This window comes from Acinetobacter sp. Marseille-Q1623 (assembly GCF_902809895.1).
GTDB classification, from domain to species: domain Bacteria; phylum Pseudomonadota; class Gammaproteobacteria; order Pseudomonadales; family Moraxellaceae; genus Acinetobacter; species Acinetobacter piscicola_A.
Genome location: NZ_CADDWG010000001.1, coordinates 341,505 through 361,648, shown reverse-complemented (window position 1 = coordinate 361,648; position 20,144 = coordinate 341,505). Strand labels below are relative to the sequence as shown.

General features: G+C 37.5%; 11 protein-coding genes and 2 pseudogenes. All 13 read right to left on the bottom strand.

The features are described from left to right. Positions 1–105: 105 nt before the first annotated feature. Positions 106–717, bottom strand: coding sequence for a hypothetical protein (locus HUV91_RS01680; RefSeq protein ID WP_174492322.1), 612 nt, complete (start codon positions 715–717; stop codon positions 106–108). A 111-nt stretch (positions 718–828) separates the two neighbouring features. Then, positions 829–1,284 (bottom strand): hypothetical protein, encoded by a 456-nt coding sequence (locus HUV91_RS01675; RefSeq protein ID WP_174492321.1) that lies wholly within the window; start codon positions 1,282–1,284, stop codon positions 829–831. 143 nt (positions 1,285–1,427) lie between these two features. Continuing rightward, positions 1,428–1,868, bottom strand: a complete 441-nt coding sequence (locus tag HUV91_RS01670; RefSeq protein WP_174492320.1) for a hypothetical protein — start codon at positions 1,866–1,868, stop codon at positions 1,428–1,430. Further along, complete coding sequence (locus tag HUV91_RS01665; RefSeq protein WP_174492319.1) at positions 1,865–2,080, bottom strand: hypothetical protein; 216 nt, start codon at positions 2,078–2,080, stop codon at positions 1,865–1,867. Before HUV91_RS01665 ends, HUV91_RS01670 begins: the two co-directional genes overlap by 4 nt. Before the next feature lie 12 nt (positions 2,081–2,092). Beyond that, a protein-coding gene (locus HUV91_RS01660) for an IS3 family transposase (RefSeq protein ID WP_174492318.1) occupies positions 2,093–3,252 on the bottom strand; the annotation gives its coding sequence in 2 pieces (ribosomal slippage) (positions 2,093–3,006 and positions 3,006–3,252; 1,161 coding nt in all). A gap of 68 nt (positions 3,253–3,320) precedes the next feature. Beyond that, positions 3,321–3,656 (bottom strand): hypothetical protein, encoded by a 336-nt coding sequence (locus tag HUV91_RS01655; protein ID WP_174492317.1) that lies wholly within the window; start codon positions 3,654–3,656, stop codon positions 3,321–3,323. A gap of 70 nt (positions 3,657–3,726) precedes the next feature. After that, positions 3,727–3,924 (bottom strand): hypothetical protein, encoded by a 198-nt coding sequence (locus HUV91_RS01650; RefSeq protein WP_174492121.1) that lies wholly within the window; start codon positions 3,922–3,924, stop codon positions 3,727–3,729. A gap of 379 nt (positions 3,925–4,303) precedes the next feature. Next, complete coding sequence (locus HUV91_RS01645; RefSeq protein ID WP_174492316.1) at positions 4,304–4,750, bottom strand: hypothetical protein; 447 nt, start codon at positions 4,748–4,750, stop codon at positions 4,304–4,306. Positions 4,751–4,753: 3 nt separating this feature from the next. Then, positions 4,754–5,170, bottom strand: a pseudogene (locus tag HUV91_RS16710) (DNA/RNA non-specific endonuclease); the annotation flags it as partial. A gap of 113 nt (positions 5,171–5,283) precedes the next feature. Continuing rightward, positions 5,284–6,652 (bottom strand): annotated as a pseudogene (locus HUV91_RS16560) (polymorphic toxin-type HINT domain-containing protein); the annotation flags it as partial. Positions 6,653–6,847: 195 nt separating this feature from the next. Beyond that, a complete protein-coding gene (locus HUV91_RS01635; protein WP_174492314.1) occupies positions 6,848–7,222 on the bottom strand; it encodes a hypothetical protein in 375 nt (124 codons plus the stop codon). Positions 7,223–7,289: 67 nt separating this feature from the next. Then, the gene (locus HUV91_RS01630) at positions 7,290–7,733 is read right to left on the bottom strand and encodes a hypothetical protein (RefSeq protein WP_174492313.1); all 444 of its coding nucleotides are present in this window, start codon (positions 7,731–7,733) and stop codon (positions 7,290–7,292) included. A gap of 9 nt (positions 7,734–7,742) precedes the next feature. Next, positions 7,743–20,141, bottom strand: a complete 12,399-nt coding sequence (locus tag HUV91_RS01625) for a hemagglutinin repeat-containing protein (protein WP_174492312.1) — start codon at positions 20,139–20,141, stop codon at positions 7,743–7,745. Between the last annotated feature and the right edge of the window lie 3 nt (positions 20,142–20,144).

The following is a 20,144-nucleotide window of genomic DNA, read 5'->3' as shown; positions in this document are numbered from 1 at the left end:
TAAATTAGCATTTTACCATTGCACATTTCACCTTAGCGCTTATTTGTCAAATGTTCATCAAACTGATCATTGCTATCAAAGCGATGGAATGAAACATTTACTCCATTACAAGCTATCTAATAAATGATTAAAATATTTATTCACATACCCCTGTCTATAATCCAAAACTATAAGCTCATTTTTTTTTAAATAATATCTATATTCATAAGTTTCTAAATCTTTTAATTTATACTTACTATTTTCAATTTCAAACTCTCGAGTATCTCCAATCTTCATATCACTAGTACTTTTTTCAAAAAAATTATTTGAAAACAAATTGTTAATCAAACAAGAAAATATAAAACTATCCACATTTAAATAATACAACATTGAAATTTCTTCACCATCATAGCTATATATCCCACCATCACTATTCAATATACAAATAGGTTCATCTGAAAAATCTTGACCAAAATAAACTGTATCACTTGGTAAATCACCATCTAAATATTCTAGCGGTTCCGAATTATATTTTTTAAATCGATTAAATGTACAATCACCAAAGTATCCAGTTATTAAATTTGAACTATTACCAAAATTAACAAGAAAATCACGATGATCAGAACGTATTTTAATATTATTTAGTTGTAAGAAATCATCTACCTCATCCATATTTACGCTTTTAACTTCTGAACATTTAGATGCAAAAAAATCTATTAATACTCTCTTATCAATCATGTTTAACAACACCTTTATTTACCTCTTTAATATAAAATGAATTTTATAAATCATACGCCAAACTATTTGGCATTCCACCCTACAAGGATGGAACGAGGCAATAACTAGCATTTAATACTGCACAAAATCATTAGGATCAGTATCTAGATCAATTAATCGTTTTGATTCTTTTAAATAAATATCTAATATTTCTTTTGAAATTAATACTCTTAATTTGGAATCATAACTGACCATACTACTAGACAAAATATATAAAAAAATATAAATCTCTTCTTCTGAAATTTCATAACCTTTATCAATAATTTCTATTCGTAAAACTGCACCTTTACTACTCTGACTTAAAAACTCAGTTAAACAATCAGAAAAACCATCAGGGCTTCCCCCAAAAAAACCAATTCTATCTGGCATTATAGAGTTTATATATTTATACTTTTTATATATTTGACTACCAAAAAAAGAATAAATTTCATAAATAGTATTGAATTTATTATCAATCCTAATAACAAATTCATCTTCAATATAACAATTCTCAGCACAAAATAATCCATATAGTTTTTGATTAATCATTTCAGTTTTCTCCATGTATTGCCATAAGGTTTATTCGTAGATGAGATTGGTTTACTCATATCTGGTCTAATGTCACCATAATGATTTGGTGAATACCACATTTAACCATCACTACCAACAAATATTTACTTCAACTACGGCACTCATATATCAATAAATCTTATATTATTTTCTTTATCTTCCAGCAATATTTTTTTCTTTATATCAAATTTAGATATTTCAATATATACATCTTCATACCAAGGAGTATTAATATCTTCGATATAAAAAAAATTTCCATTTAATTTTGACCAATGATTTATTCGATTTTTTATATAAAAAAAATCAACCTCTTTAGGAATGCTATTATTAAAATTAAGCTGCAAAAAAACATCACCTTCAAGATAGATAATAGTACAATATATACATTTATCATAACCAGCTTTAATAAACTCACCTTCCTCCATCATAAAAAAAGATTCAATTTCACCACTTGAAAGTATCAATATTTTATCCGAAGTGACATTAAATATAAAAGAGCTAAATTTTCTTATATATTCATTAGAAACAACTTCCTTAACTATAACACCGAATGAACTCATCATTTAAAAATTTCCTTATAAACTTCAATTGCTTTTTTAGCAGCTTCAGGATTTTGTTTAAACTGCATTTTCAATTGAAGCATAGCTTTATCTAAATCACCTTTATTGATTTTCAATATTTTAAATGCTGCATATTCATTCCTATCAAGGTAATAAATACCAGGACCAGAAAAAATCTTGACCAAAATACACCGTATCACTTGGTAAATCACCATCTAAATATGATCCTAGACAGTGTTGTGGACAGACGATCCCTCTAAATTCTTAAAATATTTTTGTTCAAAGGCTTCAGGGCTTAACCAGCCATTTGCTGAATGCCTTCTGATTCGATTGTAGTAAACTTCAATATATTCAAACAAGACCGAATTCGCCTCTTTCCTCGTAGAAAATACACTGTCATGTATCACATGCCCTTTCAGTGTGTGGAAGAAGCTTTCTGTTACTGCTTTATCCCAACAATTGCCTCGTCGTGACATACTTTGAATCGCTTTATTGCTCAGCAATAAAGCCCTAAAATCACGACTACAGTACTGGCTGCCTTGGTTCGAATGTACCATCAAACCTGTTGGATAGCCCTGACGTGCAAGTGCGTAGTTAAACGCATCACATACCAATTGACGATCTATTCGTGTACTTGTCTGCCAACCAACGATACGTCGGCTAAATAGATCGAGTAGCACGCATAAATATAACCAGCCTTCATTGGTTCGAATATAAGTAATATCTGTTGTCCAAACCTTATTCGGCTCAGTGACAGTGAACTGTCGATCTAACAAATTTGGTGTTGTTGGGCGTCGATGACTTGAATCTGTCGTATGCTTGTATTTACGAGCAATTTTACTGCGTAATCCTAGCTTTTTCAGCATCCTTCCAACTGTACGTTCACTCATGCAGTAACCTAAATCATGCATGTCGTGCACCAATGAAGGTGCTCCTAAGCGAGCATGGTGTTGCCAATATACAGCTTTTAAATCAGTGTACTTCTGATTGACGTAAATCTGTCTCTTTCGCCAAGCATAGTAGCCCGAAGTGCTGACACCTAGGCATTTACAGGCAGAAGAAACCGTAATTTCAGTCACAGCTAGGCCTTGGATTACCGTGTACTTTTCTTGGCATGATCTGTCAGGAAGTACACATGCGCCTTTTTTAAAATATCATTAGCTTCCCTGAGTTGTTTGACTTCTTTTTCTAAATCGAAAATACGCTGTTGTTCTGGCGAGAGCTGTCTTTTGCTGGAACCAGTGGGGTTGGTCTCACGAATCCATTTATCTAATGTTGAATAACCCACACCTAATTTCTGGGCGATAGCAACCACAGATTCGTACCAGTTTGAAAGTGCATAATCAATTGCTTGTTGTTTAAATTCTGGACTAAAGCGTTTAGCCATTTTTACATCTCCAAAGTTAACGTTACGCTATCTTTAGAGGGAATCATTGTCCATTATTTTGGCTAGGATCATTCACCCTTATAACTCTTCTTGTAATATTTGAGTTGATCTAATAGGGTTTTGGCATTTCGCTCCGTTAAATATGCCAAAATTTGTTTTGCTGAAAATGCTTTAAATCGTGCAATATCTTGAGAGATGTTGTCACTTTGGGCGATCAAATGTATGTGGTTTTCTAGCACGACCCAAACATATATTTTCACTTTTTCTTGTTGTAAAAATTTTAGGCTGTCCATAATAATTTTTGCTGTATATCGGCTTGAAAATATAGGTAACCAATGCACAATCGTACATGTCATAAAATAAGGATGCTGACTGTCTTTAAATTTATATCGACTGCGTGCCATAAGTGACTATTATTATTTTAAATTTTGAATAATTTAACATGGATAAGTTTCATTCTAAAATTGAATTTTTTTATAAATCATATGCCAACCTGTTTGGCATTCCACCTGAGAAGTATACTTCGTAAGGGGTGGAACGAGGCAAAGGTGCAAGTGCGTTACTTGCTGTTTGTAGGTCAGTCTGACCACCCAATGCACCAGTAATGGCGATCATCACCGCATTTAAAGCACGACTACTATCACCACCAATACCTATTCTTTGGTATAGCAAGATTGAACTATAGGTTACATTTTAATTTATATAAGATATTGATATTTAAATATTAAAATTAAATTATCATGTAGTCATAGAAACGTATTCAGCTATAACTCCCTTCTCATTGGCAAGCGCATCAGCATATGCATAAATATTGGGCAAAATTCAAGTATTCTGATGTTACGTTTAGGGTTGAAAAACTGCTTATTAGTCACTTGTAATCTGATGGCATAAAGCCCTGAAAGTTTAGGCTTTCAGGGCTTTATTGTGTATGTGTAACAACACTTTAGCTATCTAATCATGGAATTAGGAAGAGACCATATATGGAACGAGGCAATACACTATTTTCCGTAAATTAAAAGCCCTGAGACGAACTCAAGGCTTTTTATCGAAATCATTTTTTCTCATTCTTCAACTTAACTCTCTCTTCCCATAATTCTCTTGGAATTTGAGAGTAATCTTTTTCCCACTCTTCTTCAGTTAGATCACTAATTCCTCTCATATGAAGACTGACCCAACTATCTTCTTCAGGAATATAAGCAAATTCCGTATTAAATTTACCCTCGTCAGTTAAGGTAATTTTATAATGTGTCCATTTTTCAGGAAACATATCTAACTCTCTTAATTCTGACATTAATCCACATATTTTGTTTTCAATTTCATAAGCCCCCATATCTCCAAACGAAAAGGTATCAATTTTTCCACTTTTTAATAACCATCTAGCTCCCCCTGAATAATGCTCAGGATATATATCTCCTGTAAAATATATTACAGTGGCATCTTTTGGCATTATTGACCATAAAATCTCACCTATTTTTTGATATATTTCTTGATCATTCATATACTATTTTCCTGTTGCCGTATTTTGTAAAGTTCGCAAATTTAATCTAATACCATTTATCTCCTGTTGAACAACAAATGATATTGGACGCTTATTTGTTCCAGAGTAAATCGGGGTAATATTTACTTTGACTGATTGATTACTTTCCAAAGCCTTTTTCCAATCTTTTTCAAGTTCATACCAAGCACCACTAGAGCCATTAAACTTCTTATCCATCGGAACGATATTAATCCCTTCACCTGGACCTTTAAACATAGAAGCAATTAAGTGACCTCCATGATCAGTACCTAATCGATCCCCTCTTCCTGAAACTCTTTGTTGATGGCCATTCCGATCATTAGCTTCCAATTTCAAATTGGCTTCTACATTATTTACACGACCATTGGCATCTGTTTTGTAAGTATAACCATTGTCAAACTTATAAATTGAATTTGCTTCAGGTTTATTGGCAATCTTATTCCAATCACCTTTCTGCCCAGCTTTCAAATCAAAATATTTGCCATCTATCTTTGTAATCGTAGATGGTGTTTGTGTAGTTGGTTTAATTGGGCTATTAGGAACTTTAATCTCACAGCAATTCGCATTATGAACCCATGTATCCAACTCACCTACATGATAGGTATGGAATCCATCAACTTCAATGTTATAAACAGTCTCAACTTTATTTGGGATCAAGGTCTGGCTAACAATTGTTAACTCGTCATTATTCCGATCCAGTAAAGTCATACCTGATTGAAGTAATGACGCCTTTAACCAACCAAAATCCTTAATCCAGAACGGATGTTCAGCTGTCGTTTCAAGTATTTCAGTTTTTCCGGTTTTATTTTGAATAACAACTTCAAAAATTGCTTGTTCAGCAGTCACTCTTGTTGCGATAACAGGACGATAGCCATATTCTAAAGTAGCATCATTCCTTGCCCAAACAAACTCACCACCTTCAAATTGCTCTACCGCTTTAAAACCTTCACTTGTTTCAATTAGAGTACCCGCTGTAAAACAAGCCCCTCCTGAACAAGCTTGCACAGCATCATTCATTGCAGCCTTCATCTTAGCCACATCACGAACTTCGCTTGCTTCTTTAAACATTTTTTGGGCTTTATAATATTTTTGTGCAGCATCACCAACTAAGGGTACAATACCGACTGTTACAAATACATAATCTCCTACAGATTTTGCTTCAACAAAGCCTTTGATGTCCCCAATAATAGGAACAAAATCCAAGGTTAAATTTCCAGCCCTCTTTAAAATAACAACTGTCTGATTACGTAAAAATTGACCACATGCTGCTGAACCAGCACTCAACCCTGCTGATGCACACGCAGACTTATATAATTGGCGAGCATTTGCTTGTGCATTTTTATAATCTGCAGGAGAGTCCACATTATTCTCCACCGCATTCTGCCCAACTACACCCGCAAGCTGTGTATTAAATGCTGAATCCCCTACTGTTCCACCTGCTACAGCACCAATTGCAGCGGTCAAATCTCGGATTTGTGTTTTCACATCTTCAGGTAATAAATTCGGAACAAACTCCCCTTTCTCATTCTGATAGCGTGAATCATCTTTATATTGATTTGCAAAGTAATTCGCTGCTGCTTCACTCGCAACCGCAGCTGTACCTCCTGCTGCGGGATTGCCACCATTCACATAAGCAAGCGTTGCACCCAAGATCACATGGCTGACCATTTGCGCGGTGGTGTTCTTGTCTTCACCATGACCAAACTTTTCACCAATCACTTGTGCTGCATAAGGTGCAAGTGCATTGCTAGCTGTTTGTAGGTCAGTCTGTCCACCCAATGCACCTGTGATAGCGATGGTCACAGCATTTAAAGCTCGACTGCTATCGCCACCCATGCCCCATTCTTTGGTAACTGCCTTTTCATTGGCAAGTTCAGCGGCATATGCATAAATATTGGGCAAGATTTAAGTATTCTGATGTTACGTTTAGGGTTGGAAAAACCGCTTATTAGTCACTTGTAATTTGATGGCATAAAGCCCTGAAAGTCTAAGCTTTCAGGGCTTTATTGTGTATGTAATGCAACAACGCTTTAACTATAACCACATATTGAACGAGATAATTTACAGTCCAACAATTACTTATAATTTTTTAAGCCAGTCAGGCTCCTCTTCTTCTATAAGGTCAACATATTCTTTATTTGCAATGACATCAATCCATCCTTCTCCTCTTACAAACATCTTAAGAGATTCAATAATATAGAGATCATCAATTTGATGACTAATCGTTATTAAACCATATTTATAATGTATATATTTTCCGCCAACACCTGCTGGAACTCGCTCATCAATATCTTTAATATTCCATTCTTTTACTATCCCTGTCATTTCTGGAATAGATTCAAAAAAGATTATTTCAAAATTTTCATAAATTTTGCATAAGCAAGGATTATCTCTAGTTTCCAACAACATCTTTGTATACAAATTATTTTCAAAATTTACTTTAACCGTTAACATTTACTTATAATTCCTAGAAATAACAGCGTCATCTTTGGATAGCTACATTTAAGCCACGACTATAGAACTATTTAATAAATTCCATCATTTCTTCTGGAGAATATATTCCTTTATTAGCACCCAATAATCCATTATCATCAAATATAAAACTATTTTCATATTTCGATAATAAAAAAGCTAATTTATTCATGATGTTTAATGTTTCAAAATCCCTACTTTTTGAACTAATATCATACATATATTTATATAAAACATCATCTTCATTTTTATCAGGAAAATTACTTAAAATTAATAATTCACCCAACGCCGTATCTTTTAAATCACTTAAAGTTGTTTCTATATTAAAGATATCTATCCAAACTCTAGCCTCAAATGAATCAATATATAGTAAATTACCATCAAATTTCAAGATTATTTCAGCCATATTCATTTCCACTAATTTCAATGAAATTAATTGAAATAATTTTTCAGAACTTACATATTTATTACAAGGTATTGATAAAGAAATCATATTACATCCCTACTTAATCATATTAGTTCTATTAATAATCAACCAACCATCTTTTGTATTAATAGAGATAGATTTTACTGCCCCCTCATTAAGTACATTACTAATAGGAGTCCCTTTTTTTATAAAATCATTTAACTGCTCTCGACTAATACGAGTTTGGATTGCATCTATATACAGTTCGGCTTGTTCATAACCATGCTTTTTCAAACTTGCATCAGCTTTTAATATATTTTTTTGAATAGAATTTAAACTATTTCCTGTTACTTCTTTAAGTTGAACAGGTACACCATTTAACCATCCATCAATTCCAGGATATCGTTTTCTTGGTGTTCCTTCAAAAATACCACCTTTTAAATTAATGATAGACTGTGCTTGAGCAATCTCATGGGGATCCATTTTATCCATATTGATTAGTTGACTAGATTTAGGTACTGGTAATCCCAAAAGTTTTTGTGTACCAACTTTACCTATTTTCACCTCCAATGCAACTATAGCTTCTTCAGTCAGTTTTATTGGCCCAGATAATGATTTAGAAAAACCTAAACCTAACATTGCAACTTTCGCATCTACTCGTTCTTTAGGTGTAATTTTTTCTCTAGACAATGGATCATATTCTGCTCCTAAAGCTGCGGCTATTTGACGAACTGTTAAATCGTTTATAATTCCCATAGCCTTATCTCCCAAATCCTTTTCAGGTATTGGAATAATACAACTCTGATTTTTACACGCCGCTAACAATTTATCCTGAATTTCTTTTTTCTTTCTATTCTCAGCTAGAGTCTTATTTACACCTTGACTAACTATAGAAAACTCATTATTTTCAACAGCATTCTGCCCTACCACACCACTCAACTGAGCATTAAATACTGAATCACCTACAGTTCCGCCAACGGCGACTGCAATTGCAGCAGTCAAATCTCGTATACTCGACTTCACTCCTTCATGTAAAAGATTTGGATCAAACTCACCAGTTTTCGGGTTAATCGCAGTTTTACCGTCATCATATTGTTTTGCAAAGTAATTCGCTGCTGCCTCACTCGCTACAGCAGCTGTTCCACCTGCGGCTGGATTACCTCCATTTATATAAGCAAGCGTTGCACCTAAGATCGCATGGCTGACCATTTGCGCAGTGGTGTTCTTGTCCTCACCATGTCCAAAGGTTTGACCAATTAATTGTGATGCATATGGTGCCAAGGCATTGCTTGCAACTTGAACATCTGTTTGTCCACCTAATGCTCCTGCAATCACCAACGTAACTGCATTCAATGCACGACTATTATCCCCTCCCATACCCCACTTTGCAGTTACAGCTTTCTCATTAGATGATGCAACCACATAATTTGAATATTGAGAAAAATATCTACCCTGCTCAACCGGGCTCATTTTTTCTACAATCGCTAAATCCTCAGCACTTAATTCTCCTTTAATTGAATTTTCAATCGTTTCTTTTTCCGCAGTTGCATTTTTAATCTGATCTTGCGCATAAGTCCGTGATGCTGCCGCAATTGTGGAAGTCGCATCAGCTACAGTTTTTTGATTGTCTAAAATATCCTGTAAGTTTGGCAGGGTATCCACTTTTTTATTTGCAGTCGCAATATCGCTATGTATGCCTAACTGCTCTGCCGTTGTAGCTTTACCACCAATGGTGATATTACCTTCACTTAAAGTAGCATAAGTGGTACTGCTGTCTTTGTCCGACTCATGCTGTGGCAGACTTGGGCTAAAGGTTGTGCTATTGCGCCAGTTTTCATTACTCGTCGGTTGCGAAGTTTCACCGCCATATTGACCAAGCTTAGTGCCTCCTGACAAAGCAACTGTCGTCGCATCATAAGCACTTTGGTTTTCAATATTGCTAAAGGTCAGACTGTTCGCAGTGAGATCATTTTTGTCTTTACTTGCAGTAGAAACAATCGCACCACCTTTTAAATCCACACTGTCAGCTTTGACATGGTAACCGCCTTCGCCTGCAAATAATCCTGATTGTTGGTTAACACTGTTGGATTGTCCATTGGCTTCACTGTTGCTATAGTTCCCTGAAACTTGCCATGCTGTACCCAATGAAGCCTGTACTCGTCCACCTATACCTGTTTGCTCTGTACTTTGGTCAATGCGGTCTTGTTGGCTAATGATACTCAGTTTTCCACCCACATCTGCATCGATCCGATCTGCTTTCGCCTGCGCACCATTTAACGTGGTATCGCCTTTACTCTTGATGCTAAGCTGGTCAGATTCAAGTGTGGTCATCTCATGCGTGTTATTATCAGTATGGTTACTACCTTTACCATAGCCTGCTTCACCATAGATATACACACCTGTTTGTGCACCAGCCGATGCCCCCACACCTACACTCAAGCCTGCATTGCTGTTGGAACCCTCTGCTTTTTCTTGGCTTTGTCCTGATTCAAGTAAGATATCTTTGGCTGAATCTAGGCTGATGGTATCGCCTGCTTTGACTTGGGTATTTTGTAGGTGGATGTCGCCTTCTGTACTGGTCAGATTTACATTTCCACCTGCATTGATTTTGTTTTGCTGTGAAGTTGCATAACTGTTGGCTTGTTCGCTTTCACTGGTACTAAAGCCGATACCTGCTTCCGCTTTAATTAATGCGCCACCTTTGATATCACTATAACTTTGGTAGGCTTGAGCACCTGTCGCCAAGGTTTGTAATGCCTGAGTACGGTCATCGGCATTTCCTTCACTTGCTTTATCCGCAGAACCTAATAAATCTAAAATTGGGGAACTGATTCGCTTGAATATTCCGACTTTCAGATCATCGGCTGAACTGCTTGATTGACCAATATTGTGGTCTTCTAATACATTGATTTGTTTAGCATCAATATTAATATCTTTTTTCGCAACGATATCTGCAACTTGTTGGTTGTAATTATTACCTGCGTGGATATTAACATTGCCTTCAAGACTACCAACCTGACTGCGTTGTTGCTCTACATCGTTACTGCTACTGTTACTCTGACCTTTCATATAGCCATAGAACTGCTCTGTATCTGAAATCTGAGCACTACCAATACCTTTATTGGAACTACTTTCATTCTGACTTTGACTATTCTGAGTAGACTTAATGTTGACGTCACGAGCGGCATTGAGATTCACATCACCCGTTGCTGCCACTGAGCTTCCGAGAATATTGATATCACCCGTTTCAGTTTGTAATGTAGTTTTACCACCCGATGACAATTGAGTACCTGTGACTTTATCAATATTGCCATTGCCCTGATTTTTATTGTTATAAACACCTGCAGGCGCAAGCATGTTTCGGTTATCAATACTAAAACCACTTTGTTTGCTATTCGCTGTTTGTTGTTCCTGATCTGTGGCATAACTTAGATTGATATTATCTTTAGCATGCAGTAAAGCATCACCTTCTGCTGAAAGTTGTGCACCTTGGCTGTTGATATTGCCTTCAGTGGCAATGATATTTAAATTTCCTTGCGCTGAGGCTTGTGTAACAACCGCCGTATTGGTGCTGTAGTCACTGGTCTGATTCGATTTATGACTTCCTGCTGTCAGGACGATTGGGGTCATCGCTGCTTGAGTGGCTTTGTCTATCGCATCTGCCTGTGACATCACTTTGCCTACAGCACTGTCTGAATATTGATTGTTATCTGTATTCTTTTTATAAGTTGAAGCTGCAGCCGTTAGTGGTGAATACGTTAAACCAACGGATACACCTGAATTTTTGCTTTGTGCTTCAGAATGCTGATTTGTTGTTTCATATCCAGCATTTAAATTTACATTTGCACCTTGCAGATTTAAATCCTTTCCTGCACCTAAGATCGCTGCTTCTGCGGTTAGGTCTTTACCTGCCAGAATATTGGTATTACCTGCCTTGCTAATAATTTGACTTTGCGTCAGTGAAGTCGATTGATTGTCCTGTTTATTTTGATTGCTCGACTTGCCATATCCGACACTTGCTACGCCGTCAGAGAGGCTAGCTGTTAAGCCAGACTTTTTAACTGAACTTTCAGAACTTTGCGAATAACGATTTTCAGCTGCGGTAATGTCGATATTATTTTTCGCTTGGATTTGAGTCAGATCATCCGATACAACTTTACTGCCACGAATATTAACATTGCTGGCATCAATAACCACATTTTTCCCTGCAATATTACTTGCAATGGCTTCATCCGTGATTAAGTGATCGTGCGTCTGTGTGGTTTTATGACTTAAGAAGCCACTCGAATCCGTTCGATTCGCCTGTTCAGAATCTAAAGTTTTTCGCCCTTCTACTATATCTATATTTTTTTGAGCAGAAAGTACTGTTGAACCCTGTTCACTTGAAATCTGTGAGCCTTTTATTGTGATATTCTCAGCCTGTAAACGAGTATCACCAACGCCTTGTATCGTTGACCCTATATCTTGCTGTTTGGAAATGTAACTATAGTTATGAGCATCCGTGGTTGCTCTGTCATTCGTAGAAGTTGAGACTCCACCAACGTTCAGTTGACCTTGGCTCGTAATATTCGTACCGCCAGTTTTATTACCAATTTCCGCCCCTCTAATATTAGTATCACCACCCACACGTATTGAAATCGTTGTTTTTAAATTTTCACTATTTAAGGCAGTTACATTTGGAATGAGGGACGGTGAAGCAGTTGTATAAATGCCTGCAATACGATCAATCCCTGTATATGTTGATTGGCTTTTACCAAAGTCATTCGAGCTACTTTGTGTTGAACTTTGCAATGTAAAGTTTTTACCAACATCTAATACAACTTGATCTTTCGCTTGTATCTGCCCACCAACAATATTTAAATCATTTTTGGTTGATAACCCAACTTGATTTGCTTGAATTCTTCCATTTAATAATTCAACATTATTGGCATTAAGGACAAGCGCTTGTCTACCTGCAATCGTGCCTGAGTTGATCACATCCCCTTGCACATCCAGCTTTATTGAATTCGCTGTGAGCAAAGTGCCGTCACCTTTTAAGTCTGCAACACGGGCTTTTACATAGACTTGTGGTACAAGTGCTTTAGTTGTGGTTCCATCTGCAAGTCTGACTGTTTTTTCTTCTAACCACACAATATCACTGGTCAACTGTGCAATTTGCGCTTCACTTAATACAATGCCTGGTCGTAAACCATATTGTTTTGCAAATGACAAACCATTGTTCATTAATGCCTTATATTGTTCTTCATCTGAACCATATCCTTCCAAGAAACGGAAACCTGTGAGCTGTGCAACCTGATCTTGTACTAGGCGTTGTTCATAGAAACCATCCCCTATACGCTTTTGTTGCATTGCAGGATCTAATCCTAGTGCCTCTAACATATAGTCAGATGACAACCAGTTTTTATAGTCAGCAAATTTAGGATCAGTTTCTACAAGGAATGTTGCTTGGCTATCTTTATTGGTGCTAAACAATGCATTGCTCGGCAATGTTAAATAGTCCTGTGCAATCGTTCTGACTGTCACATCATTGTACTGATTCACTTTAGAAGCATCATTTTTAACATCAGCAATTTGATCACTCTTCACTGCATCAACATTTTTTTGTTGTGTATCAATATCAGTATTTTCTTTTGAATCTACTTTCAACTGATCAGGTGAGTTCGGTTTTTGTAATGTGTTGGCCAATTCAGATATTGCCTGACCACTTCCCACATTGAGCAATTGATTTTGAATTTGTTGTGCTGTGAGTTGAGTTTGATCAACTTTTTTCGCATCTTGTATCTGCTGTTGAACTGTTTGAGTATTTACAGTTTCTGTAGGATCAACACTTTGACTTTGGGTATATTCTTTAACAACGCCCAGTTTGATTGGCGTTGTAATGATATCAGCCGGCGTAATAGGTGTTCTTGATTCTTCTATATTCTTCTTTTTATCATTAAGTTTTCCACCATATTCTACAGTATGATAAGTTTTCTTATTCGTTGCTTCATCCACTCTGACGATATGTCTTAATGCTGTAGCATCATTTTGAATTGACTGGATTCCATTGGTAATTGCAAGCCCAACGAGAACTTGACTGTCTTTATTTAAAAATTGAGCGCCTGGCGTAAAACTCAGATTCCCACCTGCAATAATTTTAGCAGGACTAGTCGTTACGATTTCATCCTCAAGTTGCAATCGCGTAAATTCATATCTAAACCAATCCTCTCCATTACTATTCTTCCCTCCGAAATTTTCTGTCTCATTTGTACTGCCTGCTTTAGGAACAATTAATACTGCATTATCTGCTTCATCTGCGTTTGTAAAACGAACTAAACTTGAATCCCAACGATTATTATCATCTCCATATTCTGTAATATTTTCTCGACTTTTCTCGACTTCTTTATTGATCACGAGATTTTCATTTACATTCTGAATATTTTTCGACCCTAGGTACATATCCCCCAATGACTCAATCACCGCACTGCCGTTGTAAAGCTTCTCAGCACTACCTTGAGCTTTTAAATTTGCATCTAAACTTCCACCAACATTTAAATCCCCTGCACTAAAGATCAAAGCATTATCACGTGCGCTTTCCTTAACCACACCACCTGATTGGTTGTTTAAGGTTTGGATGCCTAAATCCATATCACCACGCGATGCGATCACTGCGCCTGTACCTGCAGTATTAGATTTATTGTCTAAGGTATTGGCTTGAATTGAAACTTGCGTACCATAAATACGCGCACCATCATTCCACACACGATCCGCTTGAATATGCGTCAACTCACCGTTAATCAAACCTTGGTTATGGACGGTATCTTGTGCAGTTAAATGCGTTTCATTCGATGAAATCGTTGCTCCTGCTTCATTGTTAATATTTTTAGCACTGAGTTCTAATTTTTGACCCGCTGTGAGTTCAGACTGATTCACTAAATCATTGTCAGTATTTAACTTCAGTGTACCATTGGCAGAAATCTGATCATCTTTGGTGTGGGTATAACTTTGTTTTAGATCAATATCGACATTGCCTTCACTGATGATTTTCCCTTTATTAATCAACTCATTTGCTTTTAGCGTTAATTGATTTTTTGCGAGTAATTCACCACCCGTGTTGTTCACGTTCAGGGTTTTATCTGCTGTACCGATGTTCAAACTATTTAAACTGCTGATCGACCCTGCTTGGTTACTCAGTTGTGTGCTGATGTTTAGATTGGCTTGATCTGTTGCACGAACCACCCCTGATTGGTTGTCGAGTACAGATGCATTGATCTCAATATTTTTAGCGTCTAATCCACCCAGCACAGTTGCATCTTTAGTTTGTGAGTTGAGAACTTGATTGGCCGTTGCAGTGAGTTTTTCACCTGCAATAATATGGCTACCCATCCCCGTATTATTGATCGTGTTTGCATTCAAGTTGACATTTTGCTGTGCCTGAATTTGTCCAGCCACGTTATCGATACGACCACCGGAACTTTGCTGTTGGATGTTTAAATCTGTTTGACTGTTGATTTGACCATTATTGTTATTCAGATTTTGCGCAGTGATATTCGTTGTACCAATTGCGGCAATATAACCGCTGACATTATCCAGTTGTGAAACATTAGCAATATCAAGGCTTCCTTGACTTAAAATACCCGCCTGAGTTCCTGAATTGTTGTTTAACAATGTATGATTTTGTGTATCGATTTTGACCGATTGTTCGCCTTGAACTAAACCTGTTTGATTGTCCAATGTTCCAGTTTTCAAATGGACAACTTTGGCAATGATTTTACCGCTTTGGTTAGTCAGTTGTTGTTGATTGGTGTCAATATTCAATTGATTTTGTGAAGCAATTTGTCCAGCAGTATTCACCAAAGTTTGTGTATTTAAGCTCGTATTCTGTGCTGCATAAATATCACCTTGTTGGTTGATCAATTGCCCTTGTGCATTGACTGTTAGATCTGCTTGTTCAGAACGTAAGGTTCCTTCGGTATTGTCCAAGGTAGCACTTTGCACATTTAGGGTTTGTCCTGCAACCAATACGCCTTTTTGGTTTTGAACATCACCTTGTACCGTGACATTTGCAGCACCCGCTGCATAGACTTGCCCTTGTTGGTTATTCAGTTGACCTGTCGTTAAATCAAGCTGATTTTTAGCGTAAATTGTCCCTTGCTGGTTATTCAGCGTGGTTGCATTCAGATTAGCATTGCTGCCTGCAAAGATTTCAGCAGACTGGTTATCCAGCGTTTGCTGTACATTTAAATCCAGTTGATTTTGCTCTGAACGGATTTTGCCTGCATTGTTGTTTAAATTCTTCGCTTGAACTTGTACTTGTTGATTGGCAGCAATAATCCCTGATTGGTTATTCAGTTGATCTGCAACATTCAGATTGAGTTGATCTTGGGCGTAAATTGTCCCTGATGTATTGTCAATCTGTTGAGCTGTGGCATTGAGCGATGTCCCCGCAATCACTTTACCTGTTTGGTTATTCAGCTTATTTGCTGTTAATGCAATGGCTTTTGCTGCTGAAATTTCGCCTGTTTGGTTGCTTAAATCATTTTGTACATTCAGTTTTAACTGGTCTTGCTGTGAACGGATTTGTCCTGCATCATTGATCACTGAATCCGCTGTTAAATCAGCCAGTTGTTCTGCTGCTACCACACCTTTGCTATTGTTCAACTGACCTGTAGCATTGAGTTGTAATTGTTCTGCTGCGTAAACGACACCTTCTGTATTGTCTAAATGATTCACTTGGAGGTTGGCATTAGCCCCTGATTGCAGCTGACCTTTTTGTGAATAGACGTCTTGTGCTGTCAGATTTAAATCTTTTGCCGCTGCAATCAAACCTGTATTGTTGGCAATATCTTTCGCCACATTCAGCGTGGTATTGGCATTTTCTGAACGGATTTGTCCTGCATCATTCAATAATTGTTGTGAATTTAGATTGAGGTTTTGCTCAGCAGCCAACGTGCCTGCACTGTTATCTACTGTACCTGATGCAGTCACATCTAATAGTTTTTTAGAATAAATCGTACCTGCTTGGTTATTTAGTTCTGCCACGTTCAGTTGGCTATTTGCACCCGAGATCAATTGCCCAGACTGGTTGTCTAAATATGAGCTTTGTATATTCAAGACTTGTGCAGATTGAATACTGCCTGACTGATTATTAATACTTTGAGCGAGCTTTAAAGTAACATCGCTTTGTTCAGATTGGATTTGTCCCTTTTGGTTATTGAGATTTTGTCCAGTTAAAGTCAATGCTTGTTGTGATGCAATTAAGCCTTGTTGGTTGCTGATGTTTTGTGTTGCAGCAATATCCAATTTGCCATCGGCATAAACTGTCCCCGTATCGTTGTTCAGTTCACTCACTTGTAAATTGGCATCACGTCCTGCAATGATCTTGCCTGACTGATTGTCAAGTTTTTGACTCCTAATCTTCAAGTCTTTGCCAGTCAGTGTTTGAATCACACCTTGTTGGTTGTTTAAATCAGCCGTATTGAGGGTAGCGTTCCCCGCACCGCTGATCACACCTGAAGTATTATTAAGGTTCTGCGCAACATTGATATTCAACTGTCCATTGGCATCACTTTGAATCAATTGTCCTTGTTGATGGCTGAGTGTCGTTGCATTGAGGTTAATATTCTGCGCAGCAGTCGTAGCATTGTCTAAATTGGCTGTACCCAATTCGAGTTGTAAATTGCTGTTACTCTGGATTTTACCTTGTTGCCCTTGTAGGTTCTGTGCAGTGATTTTAAGTTGTTGATCACCTGCATGCAGGATTTCACCCCCAACAGAATTTAAGTTCGCAGTTTTGATCTCAGTTGTGTTGGCATTGCTGATGATCTTGCCCGCATTATTATCAATACGATCTGCGACATTTAAAATAAAATCATTTAATCCTGTATGCTGAATCAAACCTTGGTCGTTGTTCAGTTGTGCCGTATCAATATTGATTTGCGAAGCACTGTATTGACCTTGTTTATTATTGATACTTTGTTGCGCTGTTAAATCAAGTTGTTGATCAGCAATGATTTTTGCATTCGATGTATCAAGCGTTTGGGTATTGACCTGAATATTTTTGGCTTGTGTAGCACTTTGACTCAAGTTTGCATTTTGTGCTGCATTGATTGCAATCGACTCACCCGACAAAACCGTGCCTGCAAGTTGCACTTGTTGTGCATCGATATTCAGGGTTGCAGTGCTATTGCTCAGTTTACCGTCTTGATCCAGTCCTGCTGCCCAAATTGCATCTTTGTTGCTCGTAATATTGTCAGACTGTACCTTGATTTTATTCAGTGCCGCCAATTGTCCATCTTGCCGCAATTGTTGAATTGCTAAATCTGCGGTATCACCAGCGTAAATTTGTCCAGTACTGTTCAGCTGTTGTGCCGTGATATTCAGGTTTTTAGCTGCAATTAAGTTGCCAGCTGTATCTTGTACAAGACCATTGTCAATTTGACCTACTTTTAAGGTCAAATCACCTGTTTTGGCTTGAAGTGAACCTTGTTGGTTATTTAATGTTTGCCCAGTGAGTTGTACATTTTGCGCTGAAATTTCGCCTTTATTGTTATTTAAACTGGTGATGTTTAATGTTGCATCGCTATTCACTGAAGCAATGACACCTTCAGTATTATTGGTATTGTCAGAATCCAATACCAAAGCATCCGTTGCGAGGATTTGACCTTTGCTATTGTCGATTTGCTTGGCTGTTAAATTCAGTGCTTTGGCACTTTGTATGCGCCCTTCATTGTTATTGAGTTGTTGTGCTACAAGATCAAAGCTTTCTGTCGCATTGATTTCACCTTTTTGGTTATTGGCATTTTGTGCAGTGATATTAATCACTTTGGCTGTAAATTTACCTTCCTGATTTTCAAAGTTTTGTCCATTGAACTGCAATTCAGGTAGCTGGATTTCACCGCCATTATTTTTAATACTGTCCTGAACTTTTAGTGTGATATCTGCATTATTTAAAATTTGTCCTGACACATTGCGAATGTCTTGCGCAATTTGAATTTGACCTGCATCAAATGTTTTTGGTGTTATATCAGTCGGCTCAGCAACCGTGATCGAACTGCTATCTTGTGCAGATGAATTTTGTTCAGGGTCTGTAACAGGTGGTGTCGTTGTACCTGTTTGAGTTCCAGTGGTATTATCTTGCGTGGCTTGTCCAATCACACCTTGGCTATTATCTAAAGTTTTTGCCGTGATATTGAGTTTTTGCTGACCTGTTTGCTGGATTTGACCTTTGTCATTGCTCAGGTTTTGTGCAGTAAAATCAATTCGTCCCGCATTGATCACACCGTCATTATTATTAATGTTTGCTTGTGCATTGAGTTTCAATTCATCATTGGTGGCAATCAATCCACTATTCTGAATCTCTGTTGCATCCACTTGAATCTTGCTTTGTGTGCTACTGATGTTACCGCTGTTGATAACATTCTGTGCTTGGATAACAATTTGATCTTTATTGGCAATGATATTGCCTGTATTGGTCAGATCACCATTGGCATTTAAGGTCAAAGTACCTGTGCTGGCATTGATTGAACCTGCATTGCGTACACCGAGTCCATTTTCAGTACCGACTAAATAGATCTTACCCGCATACATCCCGCCCAATTGCCCTACATCAAGGGCAAAACCAGAGGCAGGTGGATTGGTATTGTTTGTACCTGTAACCGCTGTAACGTGTGGTTGAACTTGGTCTTTGACCAAAATATTATTTTGCCCAAGCACTGTATTCAGTTCATTGGCATATAAGCCTGCATTAACTTGCAAGGCACGCGCATAGATATCTGTATAAGGCGTGAGGCTACCGTTTAAGCCCTTACCTTCGATGGTCACTTGCCCTTCACGTACACGGAATGATTCAAGATAGCCTTGGTTCATCACTGCTTGACCAGTCGTTAGCGTAAAGCGGTCTGCATTAATTACGCCACAACCATCACAAACTAAGCCTGATGGATTGGCAATCACCACTTGTGCCGATTTACCCGCAACTTCCAAATAACCTTTGAGTTGACTAGGGTTACTACTATTCACTTCATTGAGAATGACTTTGGCTTCGCCTTTGGCTAACCATGGGTTACCTTGTACCCATCCACCAATTTGGGTTTGTACATTATTGCGCGAGTTATTTAATATCGCCCCCTCTTGCCCAACGTCAAATTGAGTGTAGGTGTTACGAGAAACGCCACCTGCACTTGGGGTTTGAATATTGACTTGTGTGACACCATTACTGGTATTAAGAATCGTCGCTTGTTGTGAATTTTGTGCTGACTTGTCTGCAACAATTTGACTGCCTGCAATACTCGATAAGGGTACGGTATAAATCACAGCACCGAGTAAACTGATCACCGCAAAATTGAGCGTATTGATTTTTTTATAGCTCACAGAACTTATTGTATTTTCTTCTTCAATCGCCGTACTGCCTTCTGATTGACCCGCATTCTTTGTACGGCTTTTTACAATCTCAGCAACTGCGATAAACATACCACGGGCTTGGCTATAGATAACGCGATATCGGTTCTTATTCATGAT